The sequence below is a fragment of the Citrobacter sp. Marseille-Q6884 genome (genome assembly GCF_945906775.1).
In the GTDB taxonomy this organism is placed as follows: domain Bacteria; phylum Pseudomonadota; class Gammaproteobacteria; order Enterobacterales; family Enterobacteriaceae; genus Citrobacter.
Genome location: NZ_CAMDRE010000001.1, coordinates 3,035,811 through 3,054,917, shown reverse-complemented (window position 1 = coordinate 3,054,917; position 19,107 = coordinate 3,035,811). Strand labels below are relative to the sequence as shown.

The window sequence follows — 19,107 nt, the reverse complement described above, 5'->3', positions numbered from 1 at the left end:
TTAACGCGTTTTCTTATCCTGCACGGAGCAAGCTTTGCAGTTTTTCGTTGCGGCAAAACTGGCGTTTGATTTCCACCACCAGCGGATGGCGTGACAGCACAATCATCACGGCAAACGCCAGCACGCCTGCCGCGATCTGCCCGGCCAGCACCCCGCTCAAGGACAGTTGGTTTTGCAGCACAATGCCTGACACATAGCTCACAATGAGCGTTGGCAAGGAGAGATAAAATGGCAGCCACAGACTGAGCATGTACTGGCGATAACTGGCGCCAAGCACCGGTTTGATCATCACGAAATAGCTGAGGATCGTGTTGATGACCTGTACCAGCAGAAAGCCCAGCGTCACACCATAGGCGCCCGCCAGATGGCCGCCGATGAAAATGGCCGGAATAAACAGAAAGGTTTTAAACACATTGAATTTGAAGCTGATATCGACCCGCGCTTTTGCCATCAGCAGCGACCCTATCGGATTGCCTACCGCGCGCAGCAGACCCACGATACACAGCAGTTGCAGCACGGGAATAATCCCGTTCCACTTCTCGCCAAACACCAGCGGTACCACGTTATTCGACACCACCATCAATCCCAGTAGCGCCGGGAAATTGAGAATGCCCACCACCGACAACAGTTTGTAGAAATTGACCCGCAGTTTTTCAGTGTCATCCTGAATTTTGGCAAACGCCGGGAAAAGCACGCGAGTAATAATCGGGTTGAGTTTGATGGGAGGAACCACCGCCACGTTCCAGGCGAGGTTAAATCCCCCCGCGACGGCAGCCCCCAAGGTTCTGGCCAGCACCAGCGTGGAAAGATTGGTATTGACGTAATTGATGATGCTGTCTGCCGTCAGCCACGCGCCAAAACGCAGGTTTGCCGACACGCTAGCGAGGGAAAAATGCAGTCCCGGACGATAAATTTTGCGACCAAAATAGCCGAACAGCAGTGTTCGCAGCACGCTGTTCACCAGATAGCCCAGGATCGCCGTCATCGCTAACGGCCAAACGTGGGCGCTGACCACGGTAAAGGTAAACCCGGCCAGCACGGAGGTGGTTTCAATCATGCCGATTTTGTTGAATGCCAGCTCTTTTTGCATCAGCGCGCGAAACTGCTGTCCGTGCGGGATCACCACAAATGCCAGCGACAAGGTTTTCATCAGCGACGCCAGATCCGGGTTGTTGAGCACTCCGGCAATCACATCGCTGAGCAAAAACATCGCCACGCACACCACGATACCTAACCCGACATTCAGCCAGTACAATGTGGTCAGCTCCAGATAACCGATCGCTTTGCGCTGAATAATTGAATTGGCGATGCCGAAATCTGACAGCGTATCGGCCAGGGCAATGATCACCAGCGATACGGTTAACAAGCCAAACTGATGGCTATCCATAATGCGCGCCAGCACGGTCATCTGGATCAACCCAAGCCCAATGATGATCACCGTGGCGATGGCTGACCATTTAGCGCCGTTGAGGGTTTTTTCACGTAAGCTCATATTAATACGCCGCTTTATTCACAAAGCCTTTAAACACCGTCAGAAATACGATCTTGATATCGAACCACACGCTCCATTCACGAATGTACTCAAGGTCAAATTCCACGCGCTTTTCCATTTTCTCCAGCGTATCGGTTTCGCCACGCCAGCCATTAATTTGCGCCCAGCCGGTAATACCCGGTTTGACCTTATGGCGCAGCATGTAACCTTCGATAAGTTGTCGATATTGCTCGTTATGCGCCACCGCGTGCGGGCGTGGACCGACGATAGACATCCCGCCGGTCAACACGTTGATAAACTGGGGTAATTCATCCAGCGACGTGCGGCGTAAAAAATTCCCCACGCGGGTCACACGCGGATCGTTTTGCGTCGCCTGCGTGACAACTGCATCGTTTTCCATCACCTTCATGGAGCGAAACTTCCAGACTTTGATCGGCTTACCATCCATGCCATAGCGCGTCTGGCGAAAAATCACCGGTCCCTTCGAGGTCAGTTTCACCGTCAACGCAATGCCACACAGCACAGGGGAAATCAGCAGCAGGATCAGCGACGCTAATACGATATCTTCCGCGCGCTTCAGCAAACGATTAATCCCCGACAGCGGCGTGTCATACAGTGGGACAACCGGCACGCCGTTCATCTCTTCAATCCGTGAATGCAGGATATTGAAAGTAAACACATCGGGAATCAGGATCACCGAACAGGTGGTGTCAGCGAGTTCACGCACCAGTTTTTTGACGCGCGCCCCTTCGTTCATCGACATAGCGATATAGACGTTGTGAATACGTGAGGCCTTAGCGTCATCCACCAGTTGTTGCAGATTCCCGGCCCAATCCTGCGTGTTTTTACCCGGTCGGGGATCGTGATACACACCCGCCACCTCAAAGCCCAGCCACGGTTCGTGACGAAAGCTATCCAGCAGGATTTGCCCGGCAGGCAGGTCGCCTGCCACCGCCACCCGGCGGGTGTTATATCCGCGATTACGCAACCATCCTGCAGCGTAGCGAATACACGCGCGGCTCAGCACCAGACCCACACTTGAAAGCAGATACCACGCCAGCCAGACGGCAAACCGATTATCGAAATCGTTATTAAAGGCAATCAGCCCGGCGCTAAAAATCAGACTCAGCGTCCAGTTTTGCAATAGCAGTACCAGCTCAGTAGACAGTTTGACGCCACGCCAGGAGCGGTAAAAATCCGTAATTCCGCCCAACATCTGAAAAACCACCAGCGTGATCAGCGCCACCAGCAGGTGCATATACAGGAAGGGTAAACCGCTCAACTCGCAGATCACCCACAGCCCGCCAAACATGAGGGTGATATCTGAAAAGCGTTGCACCATCGAAATTAGCGACGCATTGGTTTTCGTTCGTTCGCGCTTTTTGAGATGTGTCATCGTGGTTCCTGTTAGTCACCCCTGCCTCATTGCCAGACAGGGGAAGGACCGGCATTACTGATTCAGCAATGCCAGAAGAGTGCGCGTTCGGGCTTCCATCAACGGAATATCTCCACGCGATTCCACGTTCAGGCGCACCACCGGTTCGGTATTGGACGCGCGTAAATTAAAGCGCCAGTCAACAAACGACATGCTGATACCATCCGTTCTGTCCACCGCCAGCGCCTCACGCGCAAAATGCTGTTCCACGCGACCGATCGCGACCTCAGGCTCTGCCAGCGTGCTGTTGATCTCCCCGCTGGCCGGATAGGCTGCCATCCGGTCCCGCACCAGTTCTCCCAGCGACCGTCCCTTCAGGCACAGCAGTTCAGCGACCAGCAACCACGGGATCATCCCGCTGTCGCAGTACGCAAAGTCACGAAAGTAGTGATGAGCGCTCATCTCTCCGCCGTAAATGGCATCCTCATGTCGCATCCGTTCTTTGATAAACGCATGCCCGGTTTTGGACATCACGGGTTTACCGCCCGCTGCCTCCACCACCTCCACGGTGTTCCAGGAGAGGCGCGGGTCGTGGATGATTTTCGCGCCGGGGTGTTTCTCCAGAAACGCTTCTGCCAGCAGGCCAACAATGTAGTAGCCCTCAATAAACTGCCCTTTTTCATCGAACAGGAAGCAGCGGTCGAAATCCCCGTCAAAGGCGATCCCCATATCCGCGCGGTGTTCAATCACCGCATTGCGGGTATCTGCACGACACTCCGGCAACAGAGGATTGGGGATACCGTTCGGAAAGTTGCCGTCCGGGGTGTTGTGGATTTTGATAAATTCGACCGGCGCACCCAGCGCCTTAAAGCGGGCTTCGATGGCATCCACCACCGGACCTGCCGCCCCGTTGCCGGCATTAAGCACCAGCTTCAGCGGTTTCAGATTCCTGATATCGATGTATCCCAGAAGGTGGTCAACATATTCATCACGCAGGTTAAGTATGTTGTAACTACCGCGTTTTTCCGGATTGACGGGTGGGAAGTCATTGGCCTGTGCCAGACGCTGCACATCGCGCAGACCGCTGTCGCCGCTGATGGGACGCGCCCCTTCACGCACCAGCTTCATCCCGTTGTAGTCCATTGGGTTATGGCTGGCCGTCACTTCAATTCCGCCATCAACACCGAGGTGGAAAGTGGCGAAGTAAATCTCTTCCGTGCCTGACATGCCGATATCCAGCACGTCCACTCCCGCATCCTGCAGCCCTTTCGCCAGCGCCAGCTTCAACGCTTCGCTGGTCAGACGCACATCACCGCCCAGTACCACGGTTTTCGGTTTAAGATATTCGCCAAAGGCACGGCCAATGCGCCATGCGATCTCTTCATTCATCTCTTCGCCCAGCCTGCCGCGAATATCGTAGGCTTTGAAACAGGTTAATTTCGTCATGATTTACCCTTCTTCAGGCAACAGTTAGCCCTCTCCCGACAGGAGATATTTTTCTCGAAATGGATAACGATGAGGTGGTGTTAAGCGCGCCCGTAGCGATCTGCGAATCGCACCACATCATCCTCGTCAAGGTACGAACCGGATCGCACCTCAATCAGATCAAGCGGGATTTTTCCGGGGTTCTCCAGACAGTGCGTCGCCCCCAGCGGAATATAGACAGACTCGTTTTCAGCGAGCAGTTTGATGTCGTTGTCGATAGTGACCTTCGCCGTTCCGGCCACCACCACCCAGTGTTCAGCACGGTGATGGTGCATCTGTACCGATAATCCCTCGCCCGGCTTCACAGTGATGCGTTTCACCTGGTAACGATCGCCTGAATCAATGGAGTCATACTTGCCCCACGGCCGGTAGACTTCGCGGTGAATATGGTGCTCATGGCGCCCGTCAGCCTTAATCTGTTCCACCACTTTTTTAACATCCTGTACCGCGTTGCGATCGGCAATCAGCACGGCGTCTTTGGTCTGCACCACCACCAGGTCTTTCACACCCACGGTCGTCACGAGGCCGGATTCCGCATAGACATAGCTGTTTTCCGTTTTGTGACTGATCACGTCGCCGTGGTGCACATTGCCTTCCGCGGTATGGGCGCTGATCTCCCACAGCGATGACCAGGAGCCGACATCGCTCCAGCCTGCGTTCATCGGCATCACGACCGCATCCGCCGTGTGCTCCATGACGGCGTAATCCACCGACTCTTCCGGGCAGGCGAGAAACGCCTGCTCATCAACGCGGATAAAATCCAGATCGGGATCGACCGTACTCATGGCCTGCTCACACGCCTCAAGAATATCGGGGCGGTACTTTTTCAGCTCTTCCAGATAGCGACCGGCACGGAACAGAAACATGCCGCTGTTCCAGTAATAATCACCGCTTTCTACATAGGTCTGTGCGGTGTCCAGATTGGGTTTTTCAACAAACTGTGCCACCTCAAACGCGACGGCATCGGTGTGCGCGGGTGAAATATCACCGCGACGAATGTAACCGTATCCGGTTTCCGCCTGATCGGGCACGATACCAAACGTGACCAGTTTGCCCGCTTCGGCATACGGTATGGCATGGCGCACCGCCTCGCGAAAGGCGTCTTCATCGGCAATCACATGGTCCGCCGCCAGTACCAGCAGTAGCGGATCGTCCTGTCGGTTCTGGCGTTTTGCCGCCAGTGCGGCCAGTGCAATGGCCGGTGCCGTATTGCGCCCGGCAGGCTCAAGAATAATGTTTTCCGTCAACTTATTGAGTTGTCGCAACTGCTCCGCCACGATGAAGCGGTGTTGTTCATTACAGATAACCACCGGGCTTTCACACACCACGCCGTTCAGACGGCATATCGTCGTCTGCAGCATGGTGAGATCGCCTTTCAGACAGAGAAACTGCTTTGGATAGAGTACGCGGGACAGTGGCCACAAGCGGCTACCCGATCCACCGGCCATCACGACCGGAAAGAGTGTGGAGTGACTCATCTTTTATCCCCGTATATCTGCAATAAATTGGCTTAGCACGTTGTCTTTATCCAGCGTACGTCCGGCATAATCACGTGCCACCGTGTTGATTTCTGGCATCACCAGCGCCTGCTCAATACCGCTCACCAGCGCGTCCACCGACTCCGGCTCTACGCAAACAGCGATCCCCGGATGGCATGTGCAAAGCTGGCCCAGCTCGGTCTGTTTTTCGGCGGTGATCACCGCATTGCCGCCAACAGCGAGGATATTGGTCAGTTTGGAGGGGAGCACCGCATCCGCTGCACCGCGTTTTTGTACAACTAAATGGCAATCGCCCATCTTCAAAAGCGCAGGCAGTACGTCATAAGGCTGCAGTGGGAGAAACATCACGTTGCTAAGGCCGCGCTCGCTGACACTTTTCTCCAGTCGCGCTTTGCCACCGCCCTGCCCGACAATCACGAACAGCCATGGCTGATGCGTTAAGCGGGATGCCGCGTCAATCACGCTCTCCAGCCCCTGCTTTTCACCGATATTGCCCGAGTAAAGAATGATCTTTTTATCTTCCGGCAAGCCCAGGTGTTGGCGCAACGCCAGCGCCTCAGCAGCGGTCACATCGCGAAAACGGTCAACTTCAGACCAGTTCGGGAAGAAGATAACCTTTTCCCCGGCGACGCCTTTTTGCCGGGCTTTATTCATCATTGAGCGCGAAATGGTCGATACATAATCGACGTTATGCAGGCCGCTGCATTCAAAGGCGCTGGCCAGTTTTACCACCGAACTCCGCGTGCCTTTGCCCGCCATGCCAAGCCCGAGCATGGCATCGACTTCATAATCCTGAATATGCAGCAACGTACGTGCCCCGGAGAGTTTCGCCAGCAGGCGCATACCTGGCGTGCAAAACAGCGTCGGTACCACGCCAATAATGCGATCCGGCTTCCAGCGACGCTGCGCCATCAGCGGGAAAAAACTGCTCAGCGCGAAGCTGCCCAAATGCAGCAGACGTTTAAGTGTCGATGGCTGTTTTGGCACATACAGCGGGCAACGCCAGACGATAGCTTCTCCCTCTTCCCGACGGTAACGCCATGAAGAATAGCGAGGGTTGACTTTCCACTGCGGATAGTAAGGCGGAGCGGTGATCACGCGAACCTCGTGCCCTTTACGCGCCATCCACTCCACCATTTCGCCGGTGTATTTACCGATGCCGGTCAGCTCGGGAGAATAGTTAATGCCATACACGAGGATCTTCATAAACCTGGCACCCCGGCCTGACGCTCCGGCATAAAATACGCCCGGCTGTTGTCGTGCACGTTCTCACTTATCTGCAGTTCCGCAGGCGTTAACCAGCGGTAAGCCTCATGCTGGTCGTCAGGCAGATGCAGATCGTTTTCCTGCACCTGCAGGCGAAAACCGAGGACGATGTAGTGGGTGGAGAAATCCTCGCCCGAGAAATTGTCGTCATAAAAGTGCTGCCAGATGCCATAAAACCCAGCGGCGGACAGAGGTAAACGTAACCCCAGTTCAGCGTCCGTCAGGCGTTCGAAGGCCGTGCACAGGGGTTCATCTTTTTGCACCCGACCGCCGGGCACAAACCAGTACCCCTGCGCCGGGCGATTGAGGCGTTTACCCAGCAGAAATTCTCCCTGCGCGTTCTCCACAATCAAATCGATGGCGATAAGCGGAGTGCCACGCACGACGGTGGCAAAATCTTCATGACGTAAAAACATGCTTACCCCCGGTACCGATGCTGATTCTCAAGGAACCACTGCCAGGTACTGGCAAGGCCAGCCTCCAGCGACACTTCGTGATACCACCCAAGCTGGTGTAAACGCGTGACGTCGAGTAATTTGCGCGGCGCGCCGTCCGGTTTGCTGGCATCAAACACCACGCGTCCTTTGTAACCCACAACGCGCGCGATCGTCTGCGCCAGCTCACGGATGGTGCAGTCCCCCCCGGTGCCCACGTTAATGTGAGACAGCATCGGATGGGTGTATTCCTGCCAGACCTCACGATCCAGCTCCATCACATGAATGCTGGCCGCCGCCATATCATCCACATGCAGAAACTCGCGCATCGGTGTGCCGCTTCCCCATACCACCACATCCGGCGTATTTTGCTGACAAGCCTCATGAAAGCGACGCAATAACGCCGGGATCACATGTGAATTGCTCGGATGAAAGTTGTCGTGCGGCCCATACAGGTTGGTCGGCATCACCGAGCGGTAATCACGGCCATACTGGCGGTTATAGGACTCGCATAGCTTGATCCCGGCAATCTTGGCGATGGCATAGGGTTCGTTCGTCGGCTCCAGGGGGCCGCATAGCAACTCACTCTCCGCCATCGGCTGCGCAGCCTGCTTCGGGTAAATGCAGGATGAGCCGAGGAACATAAGCTTATCCACGTTATTGCTGTGCGCCGCATGAATGACGTTGCTCTCAATCATCATATTTTCGTAAATAAAATCAGCAGGATAAGTATTATTTGCCACAATACCGCCCACCTTTGCCGCTGCCAGATAAACCTGGTCAATGCGTTCGGTCGCGAAGAACTGATGTACCGCACTGCCATCGAGCAGATTAAGCTCATCGCGGGTGCGCAGTATCAGTTCAACGTTATCGCGCTGGGACAGTTGTCTGACGATGGCCGAACCCACCATCCCGCGATGACCCGCGACAAAAATACGTTGTTTCATCATCCTCAGTACTCCAGCGCGATGGCGACCTCATAGCCGTGAGATTTCAGCAACGAATGCTTCTTCGCCGCCTCCAGATCGTTAGCGACCATTTCAGCGATCATTTCGCGCAGCGTGATTTCTGGCTTCCAGCCCAATTTTTCGTGCGCCCGGGCCGGATCGCCCAGTAGCGTTTCCACTTCAGCCGGACGGAAATAACGAGGGTCAACCGCCACCATCACATCACCCGGTTTCACCCCTGGCGCATCGTGCCCAGTAACGGAAACCACAATGCCTTTTTCCTCCACACCCTGACCTTCAAAGCGCAATTTGATGCCCAACTGTGCGGCGGCCATTTCCACGAACTGGCGTACGGAGTACTGCACACCGGTGGCAATGACAAAATCTTCCGGTTTTTCCTGTTGCAGCATCATCCACTGCATCCGGACGTAATCTTTCGCGTGTCCCCAGTCACGCAGCGAGTCCATGTTGCCAAGGTACAGGCATGACTCCAGCCCCTGCGCAATGTTGGCAATGGCACGGGTGATTTTGCGCGTCACGAACGTTTCACCCCGACGCGGGGATTCGTGGTTAAAGAGGATGCCGTTACAGGCGTACATGCCATAGGATTCACGGTAGTTAACGGTGATCCAGTAGGCATACAGTTTGGCGACGGCGTAAGGCGAGCGCGGGTAAAATGGCGTGCTCTCTTTCTGTGGGATTTCCTGGACCAGACCGTACAGTTCAGAGGTGGATGCCTGGTAGAAACGGGTTTTCTTTTCGAGTCCAAGAAAACGGATCGCTTCGAGCAGGCGCAGCGTGCCTATCGCATCAACGTCAGCGGTATATTCTGGTGAATCAAATGACACCGCCACGTGGCTCATGGCACCCAGGTTATAGACTTCATCCGGCTGAACCTCCTGCAAAATACGGGTCAGGTTGGAAGAGTCCGTCAAATCGCCATAGTGCAGGTGGAATCTGGGATTGCCTGAATGTGGATCCTGATAGATATGGTCCACGCGCTCGGTGTTGAACGAGGACGCACGACGCTTGATACCATGAACTTCATAACCTTTTTCCAGCAGAAGTTCTGCCAGGTAAGAACCATCCTGCCCGGTTACACCAGTAATGAGAGCGACTTTTGACATGTTATTACCTCTTAAATGATCCCCTCAGGGAGTAACTTTCTCGATACGTTCACGCAAAACAACTGCCGGATTCCCCCGACAAATGACGTTTGCCGGTAGCGATTTAAATACGCTGCTGCGCGCGCCGACGACGGTGCCATTACCGATCGTCACGCCAGGCGCGACAAAAACATCTGTCGCCAGCCAGCATTTATCGCCAATCACAATCGGCGTGGCGTTAATATCAAAATGTTGACTGGCATAATCATGACTCCCGGTGCACAAATAACTTTTCTGTGAAATAACCGAATGGCTACCGACAGAAATATCTCCCAGCGTATATAAAACCGCGTCATCCCCCACCCAGGCGTAATCTCCCAGGGTTAATTTCCACGGATAGGTAATTTTTACCGAAGGTCGGATAACGACGTTCTTTCCTATTTTTGCGCCAAACAGCCGTAATAAAAATGCGCGCCAGCGATACATTACCTGTGGCGACCAGCGAAACAATGTTGCCTGTACCGCCCACCATAATTGCACTTTAATGACACCCCCACCGCGAAAACCTTTTGGTACCGAGAAGCCGTTTAACTCCTGCATAATTATCTCTTAGGTTTTGCCATATAACGCTCGGGCTTTGCCGGTTGTTCGCAAGCGTAAATATTGAGAGAGTTCAGCCCAGAAACCTGGCATATGTAATATTTGGCGCTGGACTTTTTTGGCATCCCGACACAACTCCAGATTATTCGTCGTAGAGATACCACCCATAGAAAACTCTGACACCAGTCCTGTTATTTTTTTAAACACAAAACCGGATTTATACAATTTGGCTGCCAGTGCGTAATCTGATGATATTTTATATTGCAAGTCATAACGCCAGGTGTGGAGCCCGGTTAACGGAAAAAAGATAGCCTGATGACTGGCCGGTAAGCTGTGATAAATATACCAGCCGGGTTTGGCGCGGCGCTTAATTTTGTGTCCATTGCCAAAATCCAGTAATGCGTCACCGATCACCATCGCGTTATCGCTTTGCGTTTTCAATTGACGAACCGCGTCTGGCGCCTCTTTATGCAGAATATCGCCGGAGTTAAGAAATAAAGCGAACCGTCCACGCGACATGGCAATACCTTTGTTCATCGCATCATAGATACCGTTATCCGGTTCGCTGACATAGCGTAACCCATACTCTCCGTTGCACTTTTCGAGAAAGTCCTGCGTGCCATCAACGGAACCGCCATCAATAACAATCCATTCAAACCGGATATCGCCTGCCTGCGCCAGATGCGCCAATGACGCGTGTGTATCGACAACGCCCTGCAGGTTGCGAAAGGCAACGGTGATAATACTGAGCAGCATATGAATTACCTCGCGATATTCAGCGCCTTGCGTAAAATAAACGGGCACACAATTAAAAAAGCGTATTCCGGGCTAAATACTGACCCTGTGAAAAACAGTGACAGCGGTGTAAAAAGATAAAGTTGCACCCGATAATTCTGATTATCACCAAACGCATTCAACGTCATTTTCAGGACTTTCCCCATGTACCATAGCGTTAACAATACGGCGAACCATGAGAAATAAATAATCAGCAGATACAAACCATTATCTATTGTTTTACCCACGTCTGCACCGTTAAAAATTCCGAATGATGCAACATATTCATAAAGCGACCCAAATCTAACGACACCGTCAACATTCAGTAATGAATATCCCACCATGACCAGCGGGCCAACGATACGGTAATACGATGACGAACCTTCAGTCCCTAAATCACCGACACGGGTTGCGATGTAAGGGAAGGCAAATATAACCCCAACCAAAAACACGCTCAGTGAGATAATCGCCAGCGGCAACTTCTTTTTTATCGCTTCTTTATTGAGATACTGAAACGCCCACTCTAACAGATAAAATAAAATGAACGTCATTACCCCTGAAAACGATCCTGATAATATTACCCCGACAAGAATCATAGCATCGGACTTAGGTGTTTTGATACCAAACTGTTTGATACTGAGCCAAATTGAGATTAACGCCAGAGCGAAGAATGCCGGCTCAAAATAAAGTGCAGTGGTTCGCTTACCACCAAACTTAATAAAGTTCAGAACATAGCTATTGCTGTAAATAAGATATTTCGAAATAGCTTCCATTAAACTGCTGCCGCCGCTGAAAATAATCTGTGCCATTTCAACCGCCGCCAGACCTACCACCACCCCCACCACCAGCCAGAAGAAGCGTAAGATCTTACGGTAGTTATGTGGCGAAATGGTTTTAAAGCGAATACTCCATACCATGCCAATAATGATCACGGTATAGACAAACAGCATTGCGGACGTCACATACTTGCTGGCATCCAGCGACTGGCCGAAGAGATAGTTAAACGCCGTCAGCCCGCCGCCAATACCCAACGCAATCAGCAGCTTTTTGATATTGATGCGCTCGATGAACAGCAGCAACAGAAGCGGTAAAAAAGTGACTACAGTGACAGGAAAACTTTCACCCAGTTGCGCGAGCTTGACGTTAACCAGCAGATAGAGCAGCGGTAACACCAGATAGCTACAGACTCTGATAGAACGAGACATACTCCTCCAGCATCTGTTGCCCACTGTATGCGACCCGACTGCGCTGGCTGAATGCCGCAAGCGACGTGCCAAATACCGCCTGCGCGATCTCTGACTTATTCTGTTGTACCCGTTGCAGAACCTCCGCATCGCTAAACGTTTTACCGCCCACCTTAGCCAGCACTTCCTGCGCCGCTTCGCTGTGCGTGGCGATCACCGGCACTCCGATTGAGAGTGCTTCGCACAAAATCAGCGGGTAGTTATCGACCCGCGAACTGAACACCAGCGCATCCATCTGATTGAGGGTGCTCATTAACCGGCGTTTATCGGTTTCAAACCCGTGGTTGGTCACATTGTCACCCGTGAACGGGGAAAATTTACCGAAGGTATGCAGCGCGACCTTGTCGCCCAGCGCGATCATTTCCCGTACCAGCCGCTGACAGGTTTTCCCGTCATAACGCAGGTCATGCGCCACCACCGCAATGTTCGGTCTGCTGCGACGTTCTTCTTTTGGGGACAAGTCAGCAAGCATGGCTTCTGTGGCGATATCGATACCATTATTAATAATGCTGCAACGACCTGCGCCGTACAGCGCGTTAAATGCGTCGGCTACATGCTGGCTGGGAGAGATAAACTGGCAACCCAACGCCAGCATGGCGCGAAACATCTGGCGTTTACCGGGGAGTTGCTGTCGGGCTTTATCGATTTTTACCGGGGGATAGTTGGTCAGCGTCGGGCATTTTTGACAGCCCGTTTTCCAGCCTTCACAGCCATCGGTGAACGCGCAGCGCCCGGTGACGCTCCAGTGGTCATGCAGCGTCCAGACGAAGGTGATATCCGGTTTATGCGCTTTCACGCTCTGGCAAAATGCCACCACCTCTTCCAGGTTCAACCAGTAGCTATGCAGGACATGAAAATGCAGTACCAACGGGCCAGACGTTCGGGTAACGGTGCGATACAAATTGTCGAGATTGCCAAACAAATCGCGGTTGGCCAGGCGAAACAGCGCCATGTTTGCGGCTGATGTCAGACGCGACGTGTGCTTAATGACGTGTGGATAGCTATCGTGGCTTACGCTCTTCTTACCCCCTTTGCCATAACCATACACAAAGCGCGACGACAGCCCTTTTTCCAGAGCCCGCAGGTGCAGATCTAACGCCACACCGGCCGCGCCGCCTTCTGCGAGTCGAACATTAAACTGTAAGATATTCATTTCGTTACCTTCACCCGTGCTTTTTCCCCCACCACCAGCGTGTTGTCGGGGACGCTGTCAAGCACGACGCTGCCGGCGCCAATCGTGACGTTATGACCAATAGTGACATCGCCGAGCAGAACGACATTCGCACCCAGCTCGACACCGTTACCAATCACCGGGCAGCGCATATCTTTTTCCCCGACATTACCAATGGTCACGCCATGGCGCAGGGTAAAATCATCCCCCGCCACAACGTGTTTGTTGATGACAATCGCATAGCCATGATGGATGGTGAAACGACGCCCAATCGATGCGGCAGCCTGAATCTCATAGCCAAACAGGCCTTCCGTGATCAAGCGATACATCACCAGCATTGGTGCGGCCCAGAGATTGTTCAGCACATTCTTTTTACGCCAGACGGAGCAAAAATGGGCAATCCGATAGGCCACCACCATGCAGCAGGGACGCAGACTCCAGCCGTTCGCGCGTAAATCTTCCATCATCCTTAACGCCCTCGCAGTCCATCGGCCAGTCGCTTGCCGTTACGTACAGAAAGCAGCGTCAACAACGTGCGCCAGTTCATCCGTTTATTACGGATCTGATAGAGGGTAAACAGCTGATATTTTTTGCTGGCCCGGTCAAATTTGCCTTTGTGCTTGCGGTAGAACTGGAAATAACCGGAAAACTTATGCGGCGAAGAAGTGATGCGCATTTCACCGTGATTAACATGCAGGATTTGCGTTGCCTCTTTGACCTTCCAGGGTTCGCCATACGCCACCACCATGCGCAGGAAAATGTCGTAATCCTGTGCGGCTTTCAGCGTTGTATCGAACAGGCAGGCTTTAAAACGCCAGGCCCAGGTAAAGACCTGATTGCCAATGATGTTGCGTTTATAGAACTTACGTCGCGAATAGACCGACTTGGGATAGAGAGGCAGACTGGCTGGCTGCGAATAGACTTCGCCTTCGCAAACATAATCATTGGCATACAAAAATGCGCGCGTGACCAACTGATGGCGATATTTAAGGAAAACGCTCAGGCGGTCAGGTGTCCACTCGTCGTCGTCATCAATACCGGTAATGTATTGCCCACTGGCCTGCATAATGGCCTGATTGCGTACCGCGCAGGCTCCGGCGTTAATGGCATTATGCGTGTAGCTGACACGCGGGTCGTTCAGCTCCTCGACAAACTGCTGCAGTTGTTCCCATGAGGAAGAACAGTCATCCACAATGATCATTTCCCAATGAGGATAGTCCTGGCGCAGCACCGATTTTATCGCCCGAATCGCCAGTTGCTGACGATTCCAGGTCGGCATATAAATTGAAATTAGCGGGTTGTCTGTTGTCATTTTCTTCTTCCAGATAGTGTTGCCTGACGGCGCTATTTATTTCGAATCAGACGTGTACTCGTATTCGTAGTAACCGTAATCCTGATACCCGCTGGCGCGCCGGAAGATGGAGTTGAGGATCACCCCTTTCACCTGAATCCCGTTCTGCTCAAACCGCCCCAGACTGGTTTCCACCTCTTTCAGCGTATTGACGGCGTAACGCGCGACCATCAGCGTGGTTCCGACGTGACGGCCAACAATCGCGGCATCGGTCACGGCGAGGATTGGCGGGGTATCAATGAGCACCAGGTCATAATGTGCGCTGGCCCAGGCCATAAGCTCACCAAAGCGTTCGCTCATCAGAAGTTCTGAAGGGTTAGGCGGGATCTGGCCGCGAGGCACCAGATCAAAATTCGGGATTGAGGTCGGTTTTGCGCAGGAAGTGATGTCGCCTTTGCCGATGAGAATATCGGACAGGCCGTTGACGTTATCGGTCCCGAGCAGTTCGTGTGTGTAGCCTTTACGCATATCGCAGTCGATCAGCAGCACGCGTTTGTGGGTCTGGCTAATCACCGCGGCCAGGTTGGCGCAGACAAACGTTTTCCCAATCGATGGACTGACCCCGGTCAGCATCAGTACATTGTTTCGCGCCTGCATCATGGCGAAGTGCAGACTGGTTCGCAGGCTGCGCACGGCCTCTATCGCCAGGTCGGTTGGATTCCCAATCGCTAACAGCTGACTCTGCTTATAGCGCTTTACCCCTTTGATGGTCTGAACGTTATCGCGCGCCTTTTGCCACTCGGAAAGCGGAATACTGGCATAGACATTGATACCGTTCTCTTCCAGTACCTGCGGGCTTTCTATTCCACGATTAAACAACGACCGCAAAAGCACGCTCACCACAGAAAGCATCAGGCCGAGAATAATGCTGCCAAGAATAATCAGCGTGGTTTTCGGTTTCAGCACGCCGGGTTGCGCTATCGCAGGGTCTACAATGCGAACATCGCCTACCGTACTGGCTTCGGTGATCTTCAGCTCCTGCTGTTTGTTCAACAATTGCATGTAAACCTGCTGACCAGATTCGACATCGCGAGTCAAACGGACAATTTCCTGCTGCGTTTTCGGCATCGCGGTTACGCGTCCGTTCAGCTTGCTTTTCTCGTCCTCCAGCGCCTGACGCTTTTCCAACAGCGTGCGATAGGCCGGATGCGCTTTGGTAAACAGTTTGGAGATTTCAGCCTCTTTGAATGTCAGTTCATTGAGCTGAGCGTCAATATTGACCATCGAATCCAGCACCGCTTTGGCTTCCAGCGGCAAATCGACCGAATCTTTATCCTGACGAAACGCGTTCAACCGGTTTTCAGCAGCGTCCAGACGGTTACGCACTTCCGGCAGCTGTTTCGCCAGAAACGCCAGACTTTTCGCTGCCTCTTCGGATTTCCGCGCCACGTTTTGTTCCAGATAGTTGCGGGTAATACTGTCGAGGATCTGACGGATTTTTTCGCGGTCCTCTCCGGTAAACGTCAGGCTTAATACGCCCGTATCTTTCCCGGTTTCCGTCACGCTCAGATTATTTTGCAGGTTATTGATCATCCCCAGCGTGGAGAACTTACTGACGGTAAATTCACTCCCCGGACGGGCATGGATGGCCCCAACCTGCATCGTTACGCCGTCGTGATTCAGTAACTCCCCAACCTGACCTTTGGCGTTAAATCCCTCGTCACTGTTCAACTGATAACGTTTGTCATTCAACACGGTAAGGGTGAAGGTCTGTTCATTCATCGACGTTGGCAACGTAAACGTCGTCACGTTGACCGTTTCGTTCTGGCGACCCATCAGGCGATCCCAACCCGCGCCGACGAGCGGAAATGTCTCTTTCGTGACCGCGATATCCAGATTGAGATCGTCCACCGTTTTCCCTAACACCAGTCGAGACTGAATGAGCTGAATTTCTGCTTCGGACGCGGGCGGCTTGTTCGATAACGCCGAGCCAATATCCTGGACCAGAGAATTTCCGGTGTTTTGCTCAATTTGCACCAGCGCATCCGCACTGTAGATCGGGGTGGCAAACAGCGTGTAGATCGCGCCACACAGCCCGAAGGCGGCGGTAATGGCAAGCACCCACCAGCGCGCTTCCACCACCGTCCCGACCAGACGGCCGATATCAATTTCATCATTGCCCGTTACCGGCGCGGCAGTGTGTTTTATTTTTTCTGTCATTGATTTCCCTGCTCTGCGTTCAGTGCCTGAGCCCATTGACGGGCGGAGCGTTCAAGTAAGGCGTACACCGCGTCAAACGCATCGCGGCTTTTACGATAGGGATCGGGGATTTCACGCTCGCTGTCCCAGTGACCAAACAGCATCACTTTGCCGCGCATCTCCGGCACCATTTCGCACAGCGCGGAAATGTGGCGCTTTTCCATTGTCAGGATCAGGTCGTATTCCCGGCACATCTGTCCCGAGATTTGACGTGCGCAATGATTTTCCAGAGACAGGTTATGCGCCTGTGCCACGCTGGCGGCGCAAGGATCTGCGCCTTTGCCAACTAACGCGCCAAGGCCTGCAGAAGAGACCGTGAGCGTTGGGTGAAATTGCCTTAATAAGCGCTCTGCCGTCGGGGAACGGCAGATGTTCCCCACGCAAACCACCAGGATTTTATTGAACATGATGATTACCAGTTGTGAAGGTCGCTGGCCGTATCCGTCATATAACGAACACCGCTAATAGTCGGCAGCAACTGATTGATCAAACGGTTCCAGCGAGCAACCGGCGCGGTCGTGACATACACGACATCGTATGGCTGGAGTCGGAATTCCGTCGCCATCACTAATGAGGTCGCATCGGCCATATCAAGCTGGTAGATATTGGCAATCTTGCCGTTGCGCCCGCCCTCGCCTTTTAACGGTCGGATGACGAAGATGCCGCTGGCGTTGGAGGTGGTCAGATCGATACCTTCCGCATTGCCCAGCGCTTCGGTCAGCATCATACCGCTGAAGTCCATTTTGAGGGTGCTCTGTTTTTTCACTTCGCCCATCACGAACACTTTCAGGTCGTCGTTACGTGGGACAAACAGGATATCGCCGGGATAGAGCAGACGGTTCTGGCTCAGGTCGCCATTTTGCATCAACGCCTGCAGGGAAATGCGTTGCTCTTTCCCGTTATGGGTCAACACCACGTTGCGCCAGTCAGCGGCTTCAGTCAGCCCTCCGGCGGCGTTAATGGCATCAAGAATGGTTAACGGAACGTTGGTGATGGCCTGCTGGCCGGATTTATTCACCTGCCCGGAAACGTAGGCTTTTTGCGAGCGGAAAGCGGCGATATTAACGTCCACCTGCGGGTCTGCGATGTACTTCGCTAAGCGCCCGGTAATATCACTGCGAATTTCTGCTAACGTTTTCCCTGACACGTTGACTTTGCCAATGTAGGGATAAAACATGGAGCCATCGGACTGCACCCAGTTACCTGCATCGCTTGAACTGCGATACTGCCCCGCAGGCGTGGTGAGTTCGGGATGATCCCAGACGGTCACGTTCAGGACATCGCCAGGGCCGACACGATACTGATACCCAGAGATCTCCTGATCCAATGACATATTGGGCTGTGCAACATTTGGCCGCGGACGTAATTGTTCAACCAGTCTTGGGGTCAGTGGATAAACATTCACCATCTGATTGATATCAAAATCAGCGTCCTGCTGTTTAATCACATCTTTACCCATCGTAGACATATTGCTGCCCGGAAGGACGGTGCAACCGTTTATCAAAATTACCGATACCAATACGGGTATCAATTTACGTTTAGATTTCATCATTGATTATTTATCACTTTTCCAGAGTCATTATCATGTGCACTCTAAATAGCGAGTTCGCCTGTACACATTTACTTTGCCGTTAATTTAATAAAAGATTAACTGGCATCACTCCTAAAAAACTCAAATTCATCCACAGATGCTTGACAGAATAATTCAGGATTGTCATCAGGCGACCAGACACGCTACCGCCCCTGGCTTCATTAGCTACCAATGCACTGATTAATTTATATTTTTATCTTCTCCTTTATTTTCATCCTATTCATACCAGCAACGCGCCATAAATAACGTCGCCAGAAGATGAGGAATATTTCTCTTTTGATAATTGCGGAAAGAATTGTTGCAGCTAACAGAATGACAGACAAGGTAACAACCCGCAGATCTGTTGCTTTTAAGATTAATATTAAGCGCAGAAAAAGTATATTTTTAGGATTTTATTGATGTTGACAGTATTTATATATAAACATTCAACCCGAGGTATTTCCTAAATATAACCGTATTAATAAAATAATTTCGCGTCGTAATTTTAAGGGCATTTTTCATGCGTCTGTAGCAATATAAACAGCAGAGAAATCCCTTCTCGCCATTGCATTTTGCGCCAGCTTTATCCATGAT

17 protein-coding genes are annotated in these 19,107 nt (G+C 52.5%); all 17 read right to left on the bottom strand.

Features of this window, described 5'->3' with window-relative positions:
* Positions 1 to 13: 13 nt before the first annotated feature.
* On the bottom strand, positions 14 to 1,492 hold the full coding sequence (wzxC, locus tag N7268_RS14445; protein ID WP_260863421.1) for a colanic acid undecaprenyl disphosphate flippase WzxC: 1,479 nt from the start codon (positions 1,490 to 1,492) through the stop codon (positions 14 to 16).
* Between the two features lies 1 nt (position 1,493).
* Positions 1,494 to 2,888: an undecaprenyl-phosphate glucose phosphotransferase gene (wcaJ, locus tag N7268_RS14440; protein WP_260863420.1), complete on the bottom strand. Its 1,395-nt coding sequence runs from the start codon at positions 2,886 to 2,888 to the stop codon at positions 1,494 to 1,496.
* 54 nt (positions 2,889 to 2,942) lie between these two features.
* A complete protein-coding gene (gene cpsG / locus N7268_RS14435; protein ID WP_260863419.1) occupies positions 2,943 to 4,313 on the bottom strand; it encodes a colanic acid biosynthesis phosphomannomutase CpsG in 1,371 nt (456 codons plus the stop codon).
* Between the two features lie 80 nt (positions 4,314 to 4,393).
* Positions 4,394 to 5,830 (bottom strand): mannose-1-phosphate guanyltransferase, encoded by a 1,437-nt coding sequence (gene cpsB, locus N7268_RS14430; RefSeq protein ID WP_260863418.1) that lies wholly within the window; start codon positions 5,828 to 5,830, stop codon positions 4,394 to 4,396.
* Positions 5,831 to 5,833: 3 nt separating this feature from the next.
* Positions 5,834 to 7,057, bottom strand: coding sequence for a colanic acid biosynthesis fucosyltransferase WcaI (gene wcaI, locus N7268_RS14425; RefSeq protein ID WP_260863417.1), 1,224 nt, complete (start codon positions 7,055 to 7,057; stop codon positions 5,834 to 5,836).
* Positions 7,054 to 7,533, bottom strand: a complete 480-nt coding sequence (locus N7268_RS14420; protein ID WP_260863416.1) for a GDP-mannose mannosyl hydrolase — start codon at positions 7,531 to 7,533, stop codon at positions 7,054 to 7,056. The genes wcaI and N7268_RS14420 overlap by 4 nt, the downstream gene beginning before the upstream one ends.
* Positions 7,534 to 7,535: 2 nt before the next feature.
* Positions 7,536 to 8,501, bottom strand: coding sequence for a GDP-L-fucose synthase family protein (locus tag N7268_RS14415; protein ID WP_260863415.1), 966 nt, complete (start codon positions 8,499 to 8,501; stop codon positions 7,536 to 7,538).
* 2 nt (positions 8,502 to 8,503) lie between these two features.
* Positions 8,504 to 9,625 (bottom strand): GDP-mannose 4,6-dehydratase, encoded by a 1,122-nt coding sequence (gmd, locus tag N7268_RS14410; protein WP_260863414.1) that lies wholly within the window; start codon positions 9,623 to 9,625, stop codon positions 8,504 to 8,506.
* Between the two features lie 24 nt (positions 9,626 to 9,649).
* The gene (gene wcaF, locus N7268_RS14405; protein ID WP_260863413.1) at positions 9,650 to 10,204 is read right to left on the bottom strand and encodes a colanic acid biosynthesis acetyltransferase WcaF; all 555 of its coding nucleotides are present in this window, start codon (positions 10,202 to 10,204) and stop codon (positions 9,650 to 9,652) included.
* A 9-nt stretch (positions 10,205 to 10,213) separates the two neighbouring features.
* Positions 10,214 to 10,960, bottom strand: coding sequence for a colanic acid biosynthesis glycosyltransferase WcaE (wcaE, locus tag N7268_RS14400; protein WP_260863412.1), 747 nt, complete (start codon positions 10,958 to 10,960; stop codon positions 10,214 to 10,216).
* Between the two features lie 5 nt (positions 10,961 to 10,965).
* On the bottom strand, positions 10,966 to 12,183 hold the full coding sequence (wcaD, locus tag N7268_RS14395) for a colanic acid polymerase WcaD (RefSeq protein WP_260863411.1): 1,218 nt from the start codon (positions 12,181 to 12,183) through the stop codon (positions 10,966 to 10,968).
* The gene (gene wcaC / locus N7268_RS14390; RefSeq protein ID WP_260863410.1) at positions 12,158 to 13,375 is read right to left on the bottom strand and encodes a colanic acid biosynthesis glycosyltransferase WcaC; all 1,218 of its coding nucleotides are present in this window, start codon (positions 13,373 to 13,375) and stop codon (positions 12,158 to 12,160) included. Before wcaC ends, wcaD begins: the two co-directional genes overlap by 26 nt.
* Positions 13,372 to 13,860: a colanic acid biosynthesis acetyltransferase WcaB gene (gene wcaB, locus N7268_RS14385; RefSeq protein WP_260863409.1), complete on the bottom strand. Its 489-nt coding sequence runs from the start codon at positions 13,858 to 13,860 to the stop codon at positions 13,372 to 13,374. The genes wcaC and wcaB overlap by 4 nt, the downstream gene beginning before the upstream one ends.
* Before the next feature lie 2 nt (positions 13,861 to 13,862).
* Complete coding sequence (gene wcaA / locus N7268_RS14380; protein ID WP_198904584.1) at positions 13,863 to 14,705, bottom strand: colanic acid biosynthesis glycosyltransferase WcaA; 843 nt, start codon at positions 14,703 to 14,705, stop codon at positions 13,863 to 13,865.
* A gap of 36 nt (positions 14,706 to 14,741) precedes the next feature.
* Positions 14,742 to 16,904: a tyrosine-protein kinase Wzc gene (gene wzc / locus N7268_RS14375; protein WP_260863408.1), complete on the bottom strand. Its 2,163-nt coding sequence runs from the start codon at positions 16,902 to 16,904 to the stop codon at positions 14,742 to 14,744.
* Positions 16,901 to 17,350 carry a low molecular weight protein-tyrosine-phosphatase Wzb gene (wzb, locus tag N7268_RS14370; RefSeq protein WP_198904586.1) on the bottom strand — a complete coding sequence of 150 codons (450 nt, stop codon included), beginning with the start codon at positions 17,348 to 17,350 and terminating at the stop codon, positions 16,901 to 16,903. Before wzb ends, wzc begins: the two co-directional genes overlap by 4 nt.
* Positions 17,351 to 17,355: 5 nt before the next feature.
* Positions 17,356 to 18,495, bottom strand: coding sequence for a polysaccharide export protein (locus tag N7268_RS14365; protein WP_260863407.1), 1,140 nt, complete (start codon positions 18,493 to 18,495; stop codon positions 17,356 to 17,358).
* Between the last annotated feature and the right edge of the window lie 612 nt (positions 18,496 to 19,107).

Coding starts and splice junctions, on each gene's coding strand:
- wzxC (WP_260863421.1), bottom strand. CDS start 1,492: ATGAGCTTACGTGAAAAAACCCTCAACGGCGCTAAATGGTCAGCCATC.
- wcaJ (WP_260863420.1), bottom strand. CDS start 2,888: ATGACACATCTCAAAAAGCGCGAACGAACGAAAACCAATGCGTCGCTA.
- cpsG (WP_260863419.1), bottom strand. CDS start 4,313: ATGACGAAATTAACCTGTTTCAAAGCCTACGATATTCGCGGCAGGCTG.
- cpsB (WP_260863418.1), bottom strand. CDS start 5,830: ATGAGTCACTCCACACTCTTTCCGGTCGTGATGGCCGGTGGATCGGGT.
- wcaI (WP_260863417.1), bottom strand. CDS start 7,057: ATGAAGATCCTCGTGTATGGCATTAACTATTCTCCCGAGCTGACCGGC.
- N7268_RS14420 (WP_260863416.1), bottom strand. CDS start 7,533: ATGTTTTTACGTCATGAAGATTTTGCCACCGTCGTGCGTGGCACTCCG.
- N7268_RS14415 (WP_260863415.1), bottom strand. CDS start 8,501: ATGATGAAACAACGTATTTTTGTCGCGGGTCATCGCGGGATGGTGGGT.
- gmd (WP_260863414.1), bottom strand. CDS start 9,625: ATGTCAAAAGTCGCTCTCATTACTGGTGTAACCGGGCAGGATGGTTCT.
- wcaF (WP_260863413.1), bottom strand. CDS start 10,204: ATGCAGGAGTTAAACGGCTTCTCGGTACCAAAAGGTTTTCGCGGTGGG.
- wcaE (WP_260863412.1), bottom strand. CDS start 10,960: ATGCTGCTCAGTATTATCACCGTTGCCTTTCGCAACCTGCAGGGCGTT.
- wcaD (WP_260863411.1), bottom strand. CDS start 12,183: ATGTCTCGTTCTATCAGAGTCTGTAGCTATCTGGTGTTACCGCTGCTC.
- wcaC (WP_260863410.1), bottom strand. CDS start 13,375: ATGAATATCTTACAGTTTAATGTTCGACTCGCAGAAGGCGGCGCGGCC.
- wcaB (WP_260863409.1), bottom strand. CDS start 13,860: ATGATGGAAGATTTACGCGCGAACGGCTGGAGTCTGCGTCCCTGCTGC.
- wcaA (WP_198904584.1), bottom strand. CDS start 14,705: ATGACAACAGACAACCCGCTAATTTCAATTTATATGCCGACCTGGAAT.
- wzc (WP_260863408.1), bottom strand. CDS start 16,904: ATGACAGAAAAAATAAAACACACTGCCGCGCCGGTAACGGGCAATGAT.
- wzb (WP_198904586.1), bottom strand. CDS start 17,350: ATGTTCAATAAAATCCTGGTGGTTTGCGTGGGGAACATCTGCCGTTCC.
- N7268_RS14365 (WP_260863407.1), bottom strand. CDS start 18,495: ATGATGAAATCTAAACGTAAATTGATACCCGTATTGGTATCGGTAATT.